The organism is Acinetobacter sp. SAAs474, assembly GCF_032823475.1.
GTDB lineage: Bacteria > Pseudomonadota > Gammaproteobacteria > Pseudomonadales > Moraxellaceae > Acinetobacter.
On the sequence record NZ_CP127915.1, the window covers coordinates 1897395 to 1915268 of the forward strand.

13 protein-coding genes and 3 tRNA genes are annotated in these 17874 nt (G+C 38.6%); 8 read left to right on the plus strand and 8 right to left on the minus strand.

Translation table 11 applies throughout. The annotated features are described in order from the left end of the window. Positions 1-99 precede the first annotated feature (99 nt). Positions 100-1437, minus strand: coding sequence for a DNA polymerase III subunit epsilon (gene dnaQ / locus QSG86_RS09780; RefSeq protein ID WP_317031311.1), 1338 nt, complete (start codon positions 1435-1437; stop codon positions 100-102). A gap of 202 nt (positions 1438-1639) precedes the next feature. Between dnaQ and QSG86_RS09785 the strand changes: the two genes are divergently transcribed. The 6 genes from QSG86_RS09785 to QSG86_RS09810 all read left to right on the plus strand — a co-directional run bounded on the left by QSG86_RS09785 (position 1640) and on the right by QSG86_RS09810 (position 11096). After that, positions 1640-4675, plus strand: coding sequence for a LysM peptidoglycan-binding domain-containing protein (locus QSG86_RS09785; protein ID WP_317031312.1), 3036 nt, complete (start codon positions 1640-1642; stop codon positions 4673-4675). A 25-nt stretch (positions 4676-4700) separates the two neighbouring features. After that, a complete protein-coding gene (locus tag QSG86_RS09790) occupies positions 4701-6539 on the plus strand; it encodes an extracellular solute-binding protein (protein ID WP_410487464.1) in 1839 nt (612 codons plus the stop codon). Between the two features lie 97 nt (positions 6540-6636). Further along, a complete protein-coding gene (locus QSG86_RS09795; RefSeq protein ID WP_317031313.1) occupies positions 6637-7695 on the plus strand; it encodes a microcin C ABC transporter permease YejB in 1059 nt (352 codons plus the stop codon). A 3-nt stretch (positions 7696-7698) separates the two neighbouring features. Then, positions 7699-8712: an ABC transporter permease gene (locus QSG86_RS09800; protein WP_317031314.1), complete on the plus strand. Its 1014-nt coding sequence runs from the start codon at positions 7699-7701 to the stop codon at positions 8710-8712. Then, the gene (locus QSG86_RS09805) at positions 8687-10270 is read left to right on the plus strand and encodes a dipeptide ABC transporter ATP-binding protein (RefSeq protein WP_317031315.1); all 1584 of its coding nucleotides are present in this window, start codon (positions 8687-8689) and stop codon (positions 10268-10270) included. The genes QSG86_RS09800 and QSG86_RS09805 overlap by 26 nt, the downstream gene beginning before the upstream one ends. Before the next feature lie 274 nt (positions 10271-10544). After that, the gene (locus QSG86_RS09810) at positions 10545-11096 is read left to right on the plus strand and encodes a CC0125/CC1285 family lipoprotein (RefSeq protein ID WP_317031316.1); all 552 of its coding nucleotides are present in this window, start codon (positions 10545-10547) and stop codon (positions 11094-11096) included. Positions 11097-11245: 149 nt separating this feature from the next. Here the strand turns inward: QSG86_RS09810 and QSG86_RS09815 are convergent, their stop codons facing one another. From QSG86_RS09815 to QSG86_RS09830, 4 genes are all read right to left on the minus strand, one after another. Further along, positions 11246-12583, minus strand: a complete 1338-nt coding sequence (locus QSG86_RS09815) for a uracil/xanthine transporter (protein WP_317031317.1) — start codon at positions 12581-12583, stop codon at positions 11246-11248. 311 nt (positions 12584-12894) lie between these two features. Further along, positions 12895-12970: transfer RNA gene (locus QSG86_RS09820), tRNA-Glu, on the minus strand. Between the two features lie 50 nt (positions 12971-13020). Continuing rightward, a tRNA-Glu gene (locus tag QSG86_RS09825) sits at positions 13021-13096 on the minus strand. Positions 13097-13120: 24 nt separating this feature from the next. Then, positions 13121-13196 (minus strand) — tRNA-Glu (locus QSG86_RS09830). A 462-nt stretch (positions 13197-13658) separates the two neighbouring features. Between QSG86_RS09830 and QSG86_RS09835 the strand changes: the two genes are divergently transcribed. Further along, positions 13659-15104 carry a M48 family metalloprotease gene (locus QSG86_RS09835; RefSeq protein WP_410487465.1) on the plus strand — a complete coding sequence of 482 codons (1446 nt, stop codon included), beginning with the start codon at positions 13659-13661 and terminating at the stop codon, positions 15102-15104. 146 nt (positions 15105-15250) lie between these two features. Here the strand turns inward: QSG86_RS09835 and QSG86_RS09840 are convergent, their stop codons facing one another. Both QSG86_RS09840 and rpsU read right to left on the minus strand, forming a co-directional pair. Further along, positions 15251-15697 carry a GatB/YqeY domain-containing protein gene (locus QSG86_RS09840; RefSeq protein WP_317031318.1) on the minus strand — a complete coding sequence of 149 codons (447 nt, stop codon included), beginning with the start codon at positions 15695-15697 and terminating at the stop codon, positions 15251-15253. A gap of 37 nt (positions 15698-15734) precedes the next feature. Continuing rightward, positions 15735-15950 (minus strand): 30S ribosomal protein S21, encoded by a 216-nt coding sequence (gene rpsU / locus QSG86_RS09845; RefSeq protein WP_317031319.1) that lies wholly within the window; start codon positions 15948-15950, stop codon positions 15735-15737. Between the two features lie 145 nt (positions 15951-16095). On the opposite strand from rpsU, the gene tsaD reads away from it, so the two are divergent. After that, complete coding sequence (gene tsaD / locus QSG86_RS09850; RefSeq protein ID WP_317031320.1) at positions 16096-17112, plus strand: tRNA (adenosine(37)-N6)-threonylcarbamoyltransferase complex transferase subunit TsaD; 1017 nt, start codon at positions 16096-16098, stop codon at positions 17110-17112. Between the two features lie 237 nt (positions 17113-17349). Here tsaD and QSG86_RS09855 read toward each other — a convergent pair whose 3' ends face one another. After that, on the minus strand, positions 17350-17709 hold the full coding sequence (locus tag QSG86_RS09855) for a hypothetical protein (protein ID WP_317031321.1): 360 nt from the start codon (positions 17707-17709) through the stop codon (positions 17350-17352). Positions 17710-17874 lie beyond the last annotated feature (165 nt).

The following is a 17874-nucleotide window of genomic DNA, read 5'->3' on the forward strand; positions in this document are numbered from 1 at the left end:
TTGCTATGTTCTAATGTATATCAAACATGCGTTAAAACCTAGTGAGTTTTCTCGGTTTGACACCGTTAAATGCACAAACTAACCAAAATTATCAATAGCTTATTTAGCAAATAGGCACATTTCTCCATATTTTTCTTGGTATTGATTTAACCATTTATCGTGTTCTGCTAACTCTTGATCTGATGGGTAAATGACGGCTAATTCAATTTGAACCTCACGTTTGCCTGCATTACCCAAGCTATGTTCGCTATGCGAGAGTGCTTCGATGTCGAAACTTACTTGTCCACCTGTCATGGCCAAGTAGACATCAGCTAAAATTTCTGCATCGAGTAATGCGCCGTGGAAGGTACGATCACGTGCCGGAATTTCGTAACGTCGAACCAGTGCATCAAGTGAGTTTTTTTGTCCTGGATGTTTATTTTTGGCCATTGCCAAAGTATCGGTGACTTGACAGACGCTGGATAGCTTGGCTAAACCAGCACGTTCAAACTCCATATCCAAGAAATTCATATCGAAGCTGGCATTATGTGCAATAATTTCAGCACCTTGCAAATATTGAAATAATACATCAGCAATTTCTGCATATTTAGGCTTATCTTTTAAGAAGTCATCACTAATACCGTGAATATTTTCTGAATCGCCCACAGCTTTTTCGGGATTAATATAAATATGGATTGAACTGCCTGTTAGTTTACGATTGATCATTTCAATGGCACCCACTTCAATAATCCGGTCACCATCTTGATAATAAAATCCCGTAGTTTCGGTATCTAAAATCAGTTGTCTTGGACCAGTAGCATCGAGTGTCGCTGGTGTAATTAAAATCTGAGGGTGGAGGGAATGAACATTTTCTATCGATGAATCCTCTGGCGGTAGATCTGCAGTTGGTTCTATATTGTTCAATAGCTCATCATCGTCAGCGTCATCCTGATCATCGATATCCAGTCCAAAAGGATCGTTGAGCAGCCAATCAGCTTCAGCTTTTTTTTTATCTATTGTGGAATGCGAATGTTGTTGTGCAGTCTGATCTGCACCTTGATTTGCCAGTTGATCTGCCATTTCATTACCTTCATGTCCAGCATGTCCTTTGACCCAGTGCCAGTCTATTTCTCGGCCTTGGCAGACTTGATCTAACTTTTGCCATAAATCTGGATTTTTAACATCTTTCCAGTTTTTCTTTTTCCAGCCATGAATCCATTCTGTAATGCCTTTCTTGACATAAGTCGAGTCTGTCCAAATCGTCAGCTTGGCATTGGTTGGGCAGAATAAAATACCTTCGATGGCCGCAGTCAGCTCCATGCGGTTATTGGTGGTATTGAGTTCACCACCACATATTTGATGTGTTGTGTCTTCGGTAATAATATACGCACCCCAACCGCCTAAACCAGGATTACCACGGCAAGCTCCGTCAACGTAAAGCGTGATTGTTTGAGTCATCGGTGTCAATTCCAAAAGCCAAAACTAAAAACCTTACTATTGTATATCGCAAATTGATCAATTCATCGCTTTAAATCTGTTTTTTTAATTTCTTGTAACATTTATATCTAAATAGCATTAAATTATAGCCTTGTGTCCGCGTCATGCTTCACTACAATGTCAGTATTAAAAATAAATTTTATACGAGTTGTTTGGATTCCTTATGTATAAATCAACCACGACAATGTGGCAACCTAAATTACCCTCACTATTTAAAATTACAGTATTAGGCTCAGCATTGCTGGCGATGGGAGTAATAACGGGTTGTTCGTCGACACCAAGTGCATCAAAAACCACCAAGTCCAAACAACTCAATAGTGGCAGTGGTTATCTAGATGCGGATAGTCTTAACTCCTTAGAAGACTTATTATCTGCAACAGATATGCGTGCAGTGGAAGGTGATCGTTTACTGATCTTAAAGCACGGTGACGTTTGGAAACGAATGCGGGTTGGTTTTAAACTGGATACCGATCAATGGAATCCACGTATTGATGCACAGCGTAGCTGGTTTGTTTCCCGACAACCGTATATTGATCGTTTAAGTGCACGTGCATCACGCTATCTATATCACACCGTAAAAGAAGCAGAACGTCGTGGTTTACCTACAGAATTGGCATTATTGCCGGTGATTGAAAGTTCTTATGATCCTGCTGCAACCAGTAGTGCAGCAGCAGCAGGTTTATGGCAATTTATTCCGAGTACAGGAAAAATTTACGGTTTAAGACAAACTTCACTCTATGACGGTCGCCGTGATGTGGTGGAGTCTACACGTGCTGCGTATGAATTTTTAGGGAGTTTATACAATCAATTTGGTTCATGGGAATTGGCGCTTGCGGCCTATAATGCTGGTCCGGGACGTATTCAACAGGCGATTAACCGTAATCAGGCGGCAGGTTTGCCAACAGATTTCTGGTCATTAAAACTACCTCAAGAAACCATGAACTATGTGCCAAGATTTCTAGCAGTGGCACAAATTATTAAAAATCCACAGAGTTATGGTGTTTCACTGCCACCAATTGCCAATCGACCTCACTTTAGAGAGGTGACCGTCGGTGCTGTTGATTTAAATGATGTTGCTTTGGTTACGGGTCTTAGTCGTGCAGAAATCTATGCACTAAACCCAGGGCATCGTGGTGAAAATATTGACTTTAATAGTCCAATGAAATTATTAATTCCTGCAGATTTAAGCCCAACTGTTGATGGTAAATTAAAAAAACTTTCAGGTTCAAATGCTGCATTACTGGCTGCAGATCGTCCTGTGAGTAAAGCTCCTGTAGCGAGTGTGACAACGACGGTCTCAGCGGCTAAACCGACTGTGAGTTCAACGCCTGCTATGGTTGCCAATACCACGGTTGCAAATAATAGTAATATGACAGCAGCAGTCAGAAAAGGTGCAACACCTAAAGGTTCTGATGCCTTAGCTGCGTTTGCATCCAACTCGGATATTCCAAGTGCACCACGTATTCCAGTTGCAGTAACACCGGCAAGTAATGTAAAGCCTGTCACGGTTGAACCGCCAATTTCAGAAACTGAAAAAGCACAAATCTTAGCAGCGGTTAAAGCGGAAGGGGCAAGTAAAACGGTTGACGAGGTATTAAAACCGATTGCCAGCAAAGCTGAACAAGATTTGGTGGTTGAAGAGTTAAAATTAATTGCACCACAAGGCACAGAAATTGTTGATCCATATGACGGTAAAATTAAATTAACCGCAATTCAGACCAGCCAGTCTGTTGCAGAACAACAAGGTAAAGAAGTGACCAAAGGTTTCGCATATCCGAAATCTGTGGCAGCCAATACCAAAGCAGATTCCGCTGAGGCTCGATTGAATCAGGGTAAAAACGTGATTCAAACAGAATCAGAAGTGGTGGTAATTGCACCTAAAGGTAAACGTAGTACCTATACCGTTATTGCAGGAGATACGCTGGCATTGATTGCTGCAAAAAATGGTGTAAGTTGGCGTGATATTGCCAAATGGAATCAAATTGATCCAAACGGCACACTATTTGCAGGAACAACGATTTATTTATATGATGCTAAACCTGTGGTTGAAAGTAGCAGTAAAGAAAAAGCCAAACCTGAAACTTATCTGGTTCAAGCGAATGATTCACTGACCAACGTGGCTGCACGTTTTGGACTTTCAGTAAAACAACTTGCGGATTATAATAATCTGGCACCAAACAGTAATTTGTTAATCGGTCAAAAGTTGAATTTACAAGAAACTGAAGCTGTAAAATCAAAAAATGATGTAATACAAAAAACCGAAGCAAAAAGCAAAGTGGCCACCAAATCCTATGTGGTTAAACGCGGCGAATATTTAAAGCTGATCGCAGAGCGCTACGGATTATCAACTCAAGAGCTTGCGGATTTAACGCCAGATCTTAATTCGACCAGTAGTTTGATGGCGGGACAAAAAATTAATGTGCCATTAAATGAAGTCAGCGACACAAAATCGAATACTAAAAATACGCTCAATGAGTCTAACAGCAAAGTTGAGGTGAATCGTAAAGTTGAATCCTATACCGTGCAACGTGGTGATACCCTATATAGTGTTGCGAATGCCACCAATATCAGCATTGCAGAGTTAGCCAGCTTAAATAATTTATCCACCAGTCAAGGGTTGTTGGCTGGCCAAGTTATTAAAGTGCCTGTCACGCAGCCAAGTACAGAGCATAAGCGTCTACCTGACAGTTATACTGTACAATCAGGAGATACTTTATCTGCAATTGCCAATAAATATAATTTAGCCATCGATGATTTACTTGAATTCAATGATTTGTCTCTGAACTCATCCATTCAGGTTGGACAAAAATTAAAACTGCTGGGTGATGTGAAGAAGACGAGCAAATCCAGTAAGCAAAATGACAGTAGTGCTGAGTCCAAGACTAAAGTTACAACGGTCAAAGAGACTGAAAAATATGTGGTGAAATCTGGTGAATCACTCAATGTGATTGCAAGTCGCACGGGAAGTTCTGTTGCTGAGTTGGCTGCATTAAATAACCTGAGTACACGTGCTGGATTACGTGTAGGTCAGACTTTGCTGATTCCAAAAACAGTGACGGAATATAAAGTGAAACGTGGTGATACTTTAATCGGTTTGGCAAATCGTTATGGGATAGACAGCGCTGCATTGGCTGAACTAAATGGTATTAAAGCAAACACACAATTAAAAATTGGTGATGTGATTAAAGTTCCTAATTGATCCTGTAGATTAGGAGCAGTACCAAATGCTAAAAACTGTTGCAAAACAAGTGAGTTTTGCTTTGAGTTGGATGCTTATCTCTTCAACAACGTGGCCAGCTTTGCTGACCACGCCATATATCGCATTTCACAGTAAACCGCTTTATGCACATAGAAGCGCTATGCCGTATGCAAATCCCCAAGCGATTAAGGGAGGATATTTATCTCGGGCTGTAGCGGGTACCTTTGATAACTTAAATGCCATGAATGGGCAAGGAAGTTATGTTGAAGCAAGTTCATATCTTTTTGATTCACTTATGGTGAATTCTTTAGATGAATCTGGCGTTATGTATCCGTTACTGGCAGAAAAAATAAGTTATGATCCGAAGCAAACTAATTTTGTTATTTTTCATTTAAACCCTAAGGCGAAATTTAGCAATGGTCGCCCAGTGACCGCAGCAGATGTTAAATTTAGCTTTGATACCTTTAAAACAAAATCTAATCCAGGTTTACAGACTTATTTGGCAGATTTAAAGCACACGGTGGTGCTATCCCGATATCAAGTTAAAATAATATTTAACTCAGATCGAAATATCGAGATGTCGGCTGTTTTGGCCTCAATGCCGATTTATTCAAAACAGGACTGGCAGCAGCGCGATTTTACTCGAATTAGCTTACAGCCTATTTTAGGTTCTGGTCCTTATCTCATTGATAAAATTGATCCGGGACGGAGTATTCGTTATAAACGTAATCCAGATTATTGGGGTAAAAATTTACCAGTCAATCAAGGTAAATATAATTTTAATTATATTCAATATAGATACTATCGTGATTTAGCAATTGCATTTGAAGCCTTTAAATCAGGGCAGGTGACATTTTATGAAGAAAATCTTGCTGGTCAATGGGTAAATGGTTATCGCTTTCCTGCTGTTCAGGCAGGGATGGTAAAACAGCTTGAGTTTAAACATCATAATCCTATTCCAACGCAAAGTTTTATTTTTAATACACGACGAACACCATTCAATGATATTCGCTTTCGTCAGGCAATCAGTTATGTTTATGATTTTGAATGGCAAAATAAAGCATTATTTTTTGGTAAATATCAGCGATTACAAAGTTTTTTTAGCAACAGTGAGCTTGAAGCCAAAGCAAAACCAAGTGCTGCTGAAATGGCCATTTTACGACCTTATTTACCGCAGTTAAACGCAATACAACGCCATGGTGTACTAAGTGATTGGCGTTATCCGGTATCAGATGCAAGTGGTTTTAATCGAGCTGGTTTATTAAAAGCACGTGAATTGCTATTAAAAGCAGGTTATCGTTATCAGAATGGTCAATTATTAAACTTAAAAGGCCAGCCAATTCGCATTGAGTTTTTGATTCATCAGCAGAGTTTGACACGAACGCTCATGCCTTTTGTACGAAATATGCAACGCTTAGGGATTAAAATGACCATTCGTCAGGTCGATTTTCCACAATATATTGAAAGGAAAAGTCATTTTGATTTTGATATGACGACTGATATCATGCCGCAATCATTAAGTCCGGGCAATGAGCAAGCACAATTTTGGGGTAGTGCTGCCGCAAATCAGCCTTTAAATTATAATTATGCAGGTATTCAAAATCCTGTAATTGATGCCGTTATTCAGTTGGTCATTCAGGCACCTAATCGTCAGCAACTGGTGCTAAGAACTCGGGTGTTGGATCGGCTGTTAAGAGCGGGATATTATCAAATTCCAACTTATGGTAAGGGGGGAGATTGGTATGCTTATTGGAATATGTATCGTTGGCCAAAAATACAACCTAAATTATCATTAGGTATCGATTATTGGTGGAGTGATGCACAGCAAGCACAAAAAGTAGCACAATATTTACGTCAGCATTAGACATGCTTTATTTCAGCGTATGTCTGATTGATTTTAGCCCACGATACAAGTCATGAAATGTCAACAGTCCCTTGTATATGTCAACAGGACCATATTGATGCCTGCCTATATATTAAAAAGATTATTACTGATGATTCCCACCTTATTTTTAATTCTGGTGATTAACTTTATTGTGGTGCAAATTGCACCTGGCGGTCCTGTGGAGCAGGCAATTCAAAAAATTCAGCAAGCACAGGGAATGTTGCAAGATCAGGGACAGTCTTTAGTCAATCATCCACAATATTTAGCTGCACAAGGTTTAAGTCCTGAAATGGTCAAAAAAATTGAAGTTCAGTATGGTTTTGATCAGCCTTTATCAACGCGTTTTTGGAAAATGCTGGGTGATTATTTACGTCTAGATTTTGGCAGTAGTTTTTTTAAAGATAAGCCTGTGATTGAATTGATCTTGCAGCGATTACCAGTTTCAATTTCACTGGGGTTATGGAGTACTTTGTTGATTTATTTGATTGCTATTCCACTTGGTATCAAAAAAGCACGTACACATGGCCTAATTTTTGATAAGGTAACATCACTCTTTTTGGCGATTGGTTATGCGATACCAGCGTTTGCATTTGCCATCGTATTGGTGGTGTTTTTTGCAGGGGGATCGTATTGGCAATGGTTTCCATTACAGGGTTTAGTTTCAGAAAATTTTAATCAACTTTCTGTGTTGGGTAAAATAGCAGACTATTTTTGGCATATGGCTTTACCATTGTTGGCTATGGTTGTGGGTGGTTTTGCCAGTTTAACCTATTTGACCAAATATTCATTTATGGAAGAATTAAACAAGCAGTATGTCGTGACTGCAAGAGCCAAAGGATTAACATCCAGACGGGTACTTTATGGACATGTTTTTCGTAATGCGATGCTGGTGGTGATTGCTGGATTGCCAGAAGCCTTATTGGGTGTTTTTTTTGTTGGTAATTTATTTATTGAAATTATTTTTAATTTAGATGGATTAGGTTTACTTGGTTTTGAGGCGATTACACAGCGTGATTATCCTGTTATTTTTGGTACATTGTTTATTTTTACCTTATTTGGGCTAGTACTTAGGCTCATCAGTGATGTGTTATACCAAGTCATTGATCCTCGAATTAACTTTGACTCGCGAGCTTAAATCATGTCACCCATAATGAAAGCTCGTCTTCATCGTTTTCAGCACAATAAATTAGGGTTTATCAGTTTTATTATTTTTTGTGTAATTTTTATTCTATCATTAAGTGCAACGTTTATCGCCAATGATAAACCTTTGATCGTTAAATATAATCAGTCTTATTATTTTCCTGTATTCAAGGCATACCCTGAAACAACATTTGGCGGTGTATTTGAAACCGAAACAGATTATCGTGATCCTGCTGTTCGACGCATGATTGCTGAAAAAGGCTGGGAAATCTGGCCGATCATTCCATTTTCATATCAAACTCCCAATTTAGACTTAGCCGTTCCGGTACCTTCACCGCCATCGACCACCAACTGGTTGGGTACAGATGATCAAGGGCGAGATGTGGTTGCTCGTATTTTGTATGGCCTTAGAATTTCCTTATTATTTGGCTTAAGTTTAACTTTGGCCTCGAGTATTGTGGGGATTATTGTGGGTGCAATACAAGGCTATTATGGTGGATGGATTGATCTTATTGGGCAGCGTATTCTGGAGGTGTGGGGTGGACTACCGATGCTGTTCATGGTCATGATTATCGTCAGTATGCTCAGTCCCAGTGTATATTGGTTATTGTTGATTATGTTGTTATTTGGTTGGCCCAGTTTGGTGGGACTGGTTCGTGCAGAATTTTTAAAAGCACGTCACTTGGATTATGTCCGTGCAGCACAAGGTTTAGGTGTAAAAAATAGCACGATTATTTTGCGTCATATTTTACCTCATGCCATGAGTTCCAGTCTGTCACAGTTACCATTTATATTAACGGCAAATATTATCGCATTAACTGCACTGGATTTTTTAGGTTATGGTTTGTCGCCAGATAGCGCATCTTTAGGAGAATTATTAGCACAAGGCAAGGAGAATATTACAGCACCTTGGCTGGCACTGTCTGGATTTTTAACTTTAGCCATTGTTTTATCGCTATTGATTTATATTGGGGAGGCAACACGAGATGCATTCGATCCAAGACGTCAATAATACTCCCATACTGTCTGTACAGCATTTACAGATTTGCCATCAACAGCAAACTTTAGTTAAGGATATCAGTTTTAATCTCTATCCTGCGCATACTGTAGCCATAATTGGTGCCAGTGGTTCTGGAAAATCGCTAACGAGTTTGGCATTATTGGGTTTACTGCCCAGTACATTAGCTGTGACTGGTACGGTACAATTTGAGAAGCGTAATCTGTTGGATTTGACTGAAGTGCAACTGCAACAGATTCGTGGCCGTAAAATTGCCATGATCTTTCAAGAACCTATGACTGCACTTAATCCTTTACATCGTGTTGAAACACTGATTGGTGAGATGCTGTTGCTGCAAGGATGGTCTAAAACCGAAGTGCGACAACGCATTATACAGTTATTAATTGAAGTTGGGATTGATCAGCCTGAACATAAGTTAAAATGCTATCCACATCAACTGTCAGGTGGACAACGACAACGTATCATGATTGCAATGGCGTTGGTTTTAGAACCAGAGATTTTAATTGCAGATGAACCGACCACAGCCTTAGATCTTCACTTACAAAAACATATTCTTGATTTGCTGAAATCTTTGCAACAGCGTAGAAAAATGGCATTACTTTTGATTAGTCATGATTTAAAGATGGTAAAGCATTATGCTGATCATGTGATCGTAATGGACCAAGGTCATGTAAAAGAGCAGGGTAATGTGCAGAAAATATTCAATGATCCACAGCAAATATATACCCAGCATTTGTTAGATCAACCCATGATCCGGCCACAACCCTATCACCATCAAACGACTTTATTGCAGCTCAAGCAATGCATGGTAAAATTTCCTTATTCGTCAGGTATATTGGGCTGGCATAAACGTTATTTTACTGCTATCGAACCTTTAGCATTGTCATTGGGGCAAGGTGAATCGATCGGTATTGTTGGCGAAAGTGGTTCTGGAAAAACCTCTTTGGCATTGGCTATTGCCAGACTGATTGTCAGTGAAGGAGAAATTTACTTTCAAGGTACTGACTTAAATCAACTGACGGAGAAATATTTACGACCTTTACGAATCAATTTTCAAATGGTATTTCAAGATCCATTGAATAGCTTAAATTCACGCTTAAATATCGAACAGATTGTCGGTGAGGGTTTAACTTTACACACAAACACTAAAACAGAAATAAGCCAGAAAATTGATCGCATTCTTGAAAAAGTTGAACTACCTGTCACGATTAAGTCACGTTATCCTCATGAGTTATCTGGTGGACAACGACAACGCGTGGTCTTGGCTCGTGCTTTAATTTTACAGCCCAAGTTACTTATTTTAGATGAACCAACATCAGCACTTGATCGCAATACACAAAATGCAATTTTAGCATTATTAAGTCAATTACAAGCTGAATTGCAGTTAAGTTATGTTTGTATTAGTCATGATTTAAATGTGATTAAAGCATTGTGTCATAAAGTGATAGTGCTTAAGCAAGCCAAAGTCGTCGAATTTCAAACAACCGAATTATTATTTTCCCAGCCACAACACCATTATACGCGCCAATTAATTCAAGCCAGTGAGTATTGATTGGTTAATTTAGTATAATTGAGTGATATTTTATCGTATTTTTACGTTAACAATATAACAAGTTATCACGATAGTGGCATGGTTAATCCCTATCACTTGTAGAGTGATCGATTATTTTTTTGATCGCATCAGATGTGTTGTATTTTGAATAATCTTGTTGATTGATATACATAAAATAAATAATTTAAATCTTGTATTTTTTGCTTATTGAGAGATACTCTCAATTGAATTAAAAATTTAATTAACTTTATTATTAGAAACGAGGAGAATAAATGTGAAAAAATTGATCCCGGCATCAATGGCATTGGCGTTAATGGTTACAATGAGTGGTTGTGCATTATCTCCAAGTAAGCCATTATCTTTTAATCAATTGGGCGAATTTTCAGCATATCCATTAAGTACACAATCTTTTAGAATCGCTTACAAGGCAAGAGATAGTATTAGTTATTCACAGGCACAAAATATTACACTGGTTAAAGCTGCACAAACAGCAATTCTAAATGGTTATCAATATTTTGTGATCTTAAATGGTCCAACTACAGTCAACAGACGTCCACAAACTGAGGTGGTATATCCAAATACAGGTTGGGCACCAGGTCCATGGGGATGGGGTCCGGGATGGAGTGATCCGTTTTATGGTATGCCACAAACCATCACCACGGGTCCTGCAGAAATTGCCTATAATATTGAGTGTTATAAAAATGAAAGTGACGCACCAGCAAAAGCCTATAATGCTCGTTTAATCTTACAATCGATTGGTGCTCAATATGGTGTAACACCAACAGGGCAAATTTTGATGCCGCAAGCTGCAAGTCCGACATCATAAATAGATCCTTGCATGCCTAAAACCTGCGAGTTGATCGTTAGGTTTTAGGCGAAGAATGGATATTGATAGTGAATTAAATCCGTTATTTTCGATCTGATTTCATGTCACTCTTGTTCGGGTTAGATCGACTATATTTTAGCTTAAACCAATTATCCGTCTTTCAGCGAGGACTGTGGTGTAATTTTATCCCAATTAATTGAATTCTCTAGAATCAAAGCCAATAGAATACCCATTAATAATCCATTTCCAAATAAAGAGCTAAACATTGGTGGTAAGGACTCTATGACCACTTTCGGTGCTGCCATTAAAAATATGCCGATAAATAAAGGCAAGGCAAGTCTATAAATATTACGTGGATTTAATTCAATTTCTTTAACGAATGATAGTGATGAAAAGAGTAAAGGAAGATAGGTGACTAGCATCACCGCACTACCAATAGCCAATGGGAGTGCGCGGAAAAAATCGGTGAGGAAGGCGATACTGCCAATCAACAAGAAGATCAGACTACCAATGCTAAATGAAATACGAGAACTGTCTTTGGTTTGTGTAATTAAACCAATTGACGATACAAAGGGTGAAAATGGTACGATTCCTAATGGTGCTGCACATATGGTCATAAAGCCAGAGGTCATAAAACTACGTCTATAGCGTGATTTTACATTTAATTTATCCGTGTAGAATATATCGGTTCCACGCATGGCACCAAAGGTATTAGAGGTATTTAAAATACCCACCAAGATTGCGGTAATCACAATACTTAGATTAATTTCTTCTGATTGACCGAGAGGAAATAACATCCATGTGATGGATGAGCTGTCATTGAGTACTGTGCTCTGTGGTGGTGTAAATAAAATACTGTAAATGATCCAGCCCAAAATGGTGGCGAACAATAATGAATATTGGCTAATACGTGCAGGGAGATACAAGATTGCAGCAATCATAGCAATCATAATTGCACAGGCAAGAAAGAATACAGGATAATTGACACTGGTGGCGATAGTGCTAATACCAAAAGGAAGTCCGAGCATGCCTTTTAAAAAAATACTGACTAATTGTGCGCCCAGTAAAAACATAAAAACAACCAGTACACCTGGTTTAAATAAACGAGCGAGCCAGCTTCCTATACCACTTAAGCCAATTAAAATAGTGATGATTCCTGAGAGAAAGATTCCGACAGTCAAGCTCCAGCCAATGGTTGCAAGTGCGGTGCCTTGCATTGATTCTGAAAGTGTTACGGTTAAAATAGTGGCCCACCAAAGTCCTGTAGGACCTTCCATAATTGAGCGTTGATGACCTAGAAAGGCTTGTAATAAACAGGCAACAGCAGTAAGCAAAAAAGAATATTGTGTAATAACAAATGTGGTTGCATCAGAGAGATGAAATGCTGACTGTAGCGTTGGCGGAATCACGACAGTATTGCAGAAAATAAAGAAGAACCATTGAAAGCCTGAAATCATATGGGTTTTATGAATCATTATTTTTTGCATATTCATCCTTTAAATATGTGTGAAACAATCTAGTCAAAGATAAGATAACATTGAATGTGATCATCAGCCTATGTGTATGACAAAGGTCTATGGTGTTTTTTGACGGTGAGAGATCTAGATATAGTAAAGAAAGAGATAATCAATATTTTCTTTACAGTGTAAAATTGACTGACCAATGTCATTGTTGCTGTTTATTTTTGAATAGGCTCAGTAGTATTGATGAATTGCGTAATAGCTCAATCAGTTGCCAGATAATAAAAAACCCAAGTCATTTTGCTTGGGTTTTTTGTTGACCATATTGGTCTTGAATTTGGCGTCCCTACGGGGATTCGAACCCCGGTTACCGCCGTGAAAGGGCGATGTCCTAGGCCTCTAGACGATAGGGACTATAAGAAGAAATTTTTAACCGATATGGTGTTTTTCTACAACACTAATATTGGCGTCCCTACGGGGATTCGAACCCCGGTTACCGCCGTGAAAGGGCGATGTCCTAGGCCTCTAGACGATAGGGACTTTATAAAAATTTACTTCTGATATTGGCGTCCCTACGGGGATTCGAACCCCGGTTACCGCCGTGAAAGGGCGATGTCCTAGGCCTCTAGACGATAGGGACGTTTCAGAGGTGGGCGTATATTAGGTTGAAAAGCACAGGGTGTCAAACACTTTTATGGCAAAAATGATCTAAAATGAGATTAACTGAATAAATTTAAAACAAAACTGAAAAATATGTTTAAAAATAACGCAAAATCACCAATATTTTTGATTGAAATGAATAAATTAAATATAAAGCCAAACGTATAGAACAGTTTAAGATGAGTTGATGAAATAAAGTAAAATTCTTTGATATCTAGCTTGGGCGGCCGAAATGCTGAGTTTTAATTGATCATGTCATGTAGCGATGTAATTAATGTTGAATAATGCTAGATTTGCTATGAAATTGTTTAAGTAATATCGACACTTATCTTTGCGATAAAGTGGTTCATTTAGTAAAAAATCATAACACTTTCTTGCATTTTTCGATCTTAGACAATGTTATATTGTTGGGCTGAGATCGGAAAATGATAGAGTAAAAATATTGAAAGGTTGGTTACTTGCTTATACTTTAAGTGTAATGACATCATATGTATCTGCACATTCAGGTTTTCAAGACCAGTATGTTCCGACTTTTAGCGTTCCAGAGATTGGTAATGGTGTTGGTTTTTTAGATCAGCAACGTGAGAAAGCAATTGGTGGACAAGTCTTTAGACAAGTTCAGCAAAAAATGCCTGTACTGCAAAATCCATGGATTGAAGATCAGCTTTTTTCTGTTTTTAGTCAGATTTTGACTCAAACTCAATTGGGACAGCCTATTGGCTTGATTGTGATTGATGATCCACAAATTAATGCCTTTGCGGTACCTGGTGGTTTATTTGCCTTAAATACGGGCCTGATTACTCATGCACGAAATATGGATGAAGTTGTGGGCGTAATGGGGCATGAGATTGCCCATGTGACTCAGCGGCATTATAGTCGTTCTCAAGAAGCATTTAAGGGACAAGGTCTGTTAGCGCTTGCCGGTATTGTGGTTGGTGCATTGGTTGCTTCTCAGGGCGGTGGTGATGCGGGTACTGCTGTTATTTTAGGGTCTCAGGCAGCATTACTTGATAAGCAGTTGAGTTATAGTCGTAATCAGGAGCGTGAGGCTGACCGTATTGGGATGCAGTATATGTATGCATTAGGCTATAATCCGCAAAGTATGGCCGATTTTTTTGAAGTAATGCATCGAGAAAGTTCTAATGTCGGATTTTTACCTGATTTTTGGCTGACGCATCCACTGACTTCTGAGCGTATGAGTGAAGCACGTTTGCGTGCAAACCAATTACCTAAAATTCATCAGTCCTCGAATCAACCGGAATTTGAGATATTAAAATTATATACAGCAGTGATTTCCAAACAGATTTCTGAACAACAGTTACTGCAGTTAACCAAACAAAATAATTTTGCAGCACAATTGGCATTATCGGCATTTTATCTCAATTTAGGCGATTATCAGAAAGCTCAGCAATTGCTCGCAGATGCGAAACAACACGGTCAAGCACATAATTTGATCCCATTAATTGAAACTGATATTTATTTAGGAAAAAACCAACTGCAATCTGCATTAAATACGATTCAATCTCCCGCGAAAGTAATGCCAGAAAATCGGGCATTAAATTATAAATTGGCCGAAGTCTATATTCGTATGCATCGTGCCGCTGATGCACAGCAGGTTGTACAAAGCTTTATTCAGCGTAACCCAAAAGATATTCAAGGATGGGATTTAATGCAACAAGCTGCCAACATAGATAAAGATAATCCAATGTATACGGTCAATGTATTAAGATATCGTGCAGAGAAGCAATTTTGGTCTGGGCAGGAACAAGAAGCAATTAAATCATTGCTACATGCACAACGTTTAAATCAAAAAAATAGTCAGGCGATGTCTATTACACTGAAAAAACGTCTAGAAGAAATGCAAAAGGAATTCACTACTAAAATTTAAATTTATGCTGGAGATTTGACTAACGATATAGTCTAGCTAAGCAGCCGTAGGTTAAATATTTTATGATAATTTTTAAAATTGGCAGGTGGGTTAACTGCGTTTGAACTGCTTTTTTAAGCAGTTCAACGTAATTAATTTAGTCAGATTTAGGCAAGTTTCGCTTTAATTTTTGCTGAAACTTGAGCAGGATCGGCGCGTCCGGCTATGAGCGGACGCAGAGAGTTCATCACCTTACCCATATCTTTCATGCTAGTAGCTTCTTGCGCAGTAATTGTCTGTGCAATGATGGAATCAAGCTCTTCCTCAGTCATAGCTTCTGGTAGAAATTGTGATAATACTTCAATTTCAGCTTGTTCCTTACTAGCTAAATCTTCTCGGCCAGCACCTTCAAAGGCTTTTACCGATTCTTTACGTTGTTTGATTTGCTTTTCAATGACCGCAAGAACTTGTTGATCGTTAAGCTCAATACGATCATCGACTTCAATTTGCTTAATTGCTGCCTGTAGACTACGTATAACCGTTAACTTATTCATTTCTTTAGCACGCATTGTTGCTTTCAAAACTTCAGTGATTTGGTTTTTTAAAGTAGTCATAATATATTCATTCCAAGCAGTCAATCACAAATTAATTTTAGTAAAGGCGAGTAGTGCGAATAGATTCGCGAGCCAATTTCTTTTGGTAACGTTTAACAGCAGCAGCTTTTTTACGTTTACGCTCTTGAGTTGGTTTTTCGTAGAATTCACGTTTACGAACGTCAGCAAGAATACCTGCTTTTTCGCAAGAACGTTTAAAACGACGAATTGCTACGTCTACTGGTTCGCCTTCTTTCAATTTAACTTGTGGCATGAAGAATCCTCATTAAGTTATGGATAAGATCTCGGCTGGATTGCCTAAGATCACAAGTGAAGGTCAGTATTTTACTCATTTACATCTCATATCACAAGTCTATAATAGTACGCGCATAAAATTGAGATAGGTTATAGGCAGTTTAATGATCGTTTTGGGCTTAGAAACTTCGTGTGATGAGACTGGACTTGCATTGTATGACAGTGAGCAAGGATTGCGCGGCCAAGTACTGTACAGCCAGATTAAACTGCATGCAGAGTATGGTGGTGTGGTACCTGAATTAGCATCGCGTGATCATGTACGCAAACTTATTCCATTAATGAATCAATTACTTGAACAAAGTCATATTGATAAATCAGAGATTGATGCGATTGCCTATACTCGTGGCCCGGGCTTAATGGGTGCATTAATGACGGGTGCATTATTTGGTCGTACTCTGGCATTTGCCTTAAATAAACCAGCCATTGGTGTCCATCATATGGAAGGACATATGCTGGCACCGCTTTTGTCTAAAAATCCACCAGAATTTCCATTTGTTGCTTTATTGGTCTCTGGTGGGCATACACAATTGATGGCGGCCTATGGAATTGGTCAATATGAATTATTGGGTGAATCGATTGATGATGCAGCCGGAGAGGCATTTGATAAAGTCGCAAAAATGATGGGTCTTGCCTATCCAGGTGGTCCTAATATTTCTAGATTGGCGGAACAGGGGGATGCAAAAGCCTTTGACTTTCCACGTCCGATTTTACATCAAGGTTTAGATTTTTCATTTAGCGGCTTAAAAACAGCAGTAGCGGTACAAATGAAAAAACTGGCTGAAGAAAATCGTGATGCAGATATTGCTGCTAGTTTCCAGGAAGCCATTGTGGATACTTTGGTTAAAAAATCAATAAAAGCATTAAAGCAAACGGGTTTAAAACGGTTGGTGATTGCTGGTGGTGTCAGTGCCAATAAGCGACTACGTGAACGCTTGGAACATGATTTAATTAAAATCCGTGCAGATGTATATTATGCAGAGCCTGCATTATGTACGGATAATGGTGCCATGATTGCATTTGCAGGTTATCAGCGCCTAAAAGCAGGTCAGCAGGATGGTTTAGCCGTAACCACAACACCACGTTGGCCGATGACTGAGCTCAGTCGTCCCGATGTGCTTTAACCATGCTAAATACTCAAGGATAATTGATCATGATAAGCATGATCGGTAGATTTTGAGCTGTGGATTTATCAGCTGGCTTAAGCAGCGATCAATAGGCCTATACGACATAGGATGAGTAGAACAATATTTATTGTTTAATGATAGAACGATGTATATAAATAGGATTACAGTGAAGAAAATTTATTATATTTCAATGTAATCCTATTGTAATATCACCCACATATTTTGCTGGCATGATTATTTTTTAAGCCATTTATGACTGAGGTATTGCATCAGGATGCCGATTTGTAATGACAGCCAGATTGCCAAAAGTAGTTGCCAAAGCTGCTGGGGAATTTGTTTGATAACATCTAGAAATAACGCAATAAATGCTACAATAATCAATGCCATTACCATGGCATAGCGATATTGGTTCATGGGTGCTTTTTGTGCAATAAAATAACCAATGATGCCGAAGCTCAAAAAGAACAGCGGATATAAGATCATTTCAAGCTGTGTTTTAGTTAAAAACTGGTTACCCAGCATGGTTATTAAAATAATCACCAGCATCATCACAAATAATAAGCTGATACTAAAAGAAAAGTATTTAAAATTCATAGCATAAATCACTGAGCATCATTGAATCTTGTGTGATTAACGATGCGATGAGAAATCTTAAGGGAGTGTAAAAAGTACTAAATCACCTTAAATCAGAGGATAAATGTATGATGGATGATTCAAAATTCAGTGATCGAATAAGAACAGGCAACAATACAATCAAAT

Excerpts from the sequence above, each read along its gene's own strand:
- dnaQ (WP_317031311.1), bottom strand. The coding sequence starts at position 1,437 with ATGACTCAAACAATCACGCTTTACGTTGACGGAGCTTGCCGTGGTAAT.
- QSG86_RS09785 (WP_317031312.1), top strand. The coding sequence starts at position 1,640 with ATGTATAAATCAACCACGACAATGTGGCAACCTAAATTACCCTCACTA.
- QSG86_RS09790 (WP_410487464.1), top strand. The coding sequence starts at position 4,701 with ATGCTAAAAACTGTTGCAAAACAAGTGAGTTTTGCTTTGAGTTGGATG.
- QSG86_RS09795 (WP_317031313.1), top strand. The coding sequence starts at position 6,637 with ATGCCTGCCTATATATTAAAAAGATTATTACTGATGATTCCCACCTTA.
- QSG86_RS09800 (WP_317031314.1), top strand. The coding sequence starts at position 7,699 with ATGTCACCCATAATGAAAGCTCGTCTTCATCGTTTTCAGCACAATAAA.
- QSG86_RS09805 (WP_317031315.1), top strand. The coding sequence starts at position 8,687 with ATGCATTCGATCCAAGACGTCAATAATACTCCCATACTGTCTGTACAG.
- QSG86_RS09815 (WP_317031317.1), bottom strand. The coding sequence starts at position 12,583 with ATGCAAAAAATAATGATTCATAAAACCCATATGATTTCAGGCTTTCAA.
- QSG86_RS09840 (WP_317031318.1), bottom strand. The coding sequence starts at position 15,697 with ATGACTACTTTAAAAAACCAAATCACTGAAGTTTTGAAAGCAACAATG.
- rpsU (WP_317031319.1), bottom strand. The coding sequence starts at position 15,950 with ATGCCACAAGTTAAATTGAAAGAAGGCGAACCAGTAGACGTAGCAATT.
- tsaD (WP_317031320.1), top strand. The coding sequence starts at position 16,096 with ATGATCGTTTTGGGCTTAGAAACTTCGTGTGATGAGACTGGACTTGCA.
- QSG86_RS09855 (WP_317031321.1), bottom strand. The coding sequence starts at position 17,709 with ATGAATTTTAAATACTTTTCTTTTAGTATCAGCTTATTATTTGTGATG.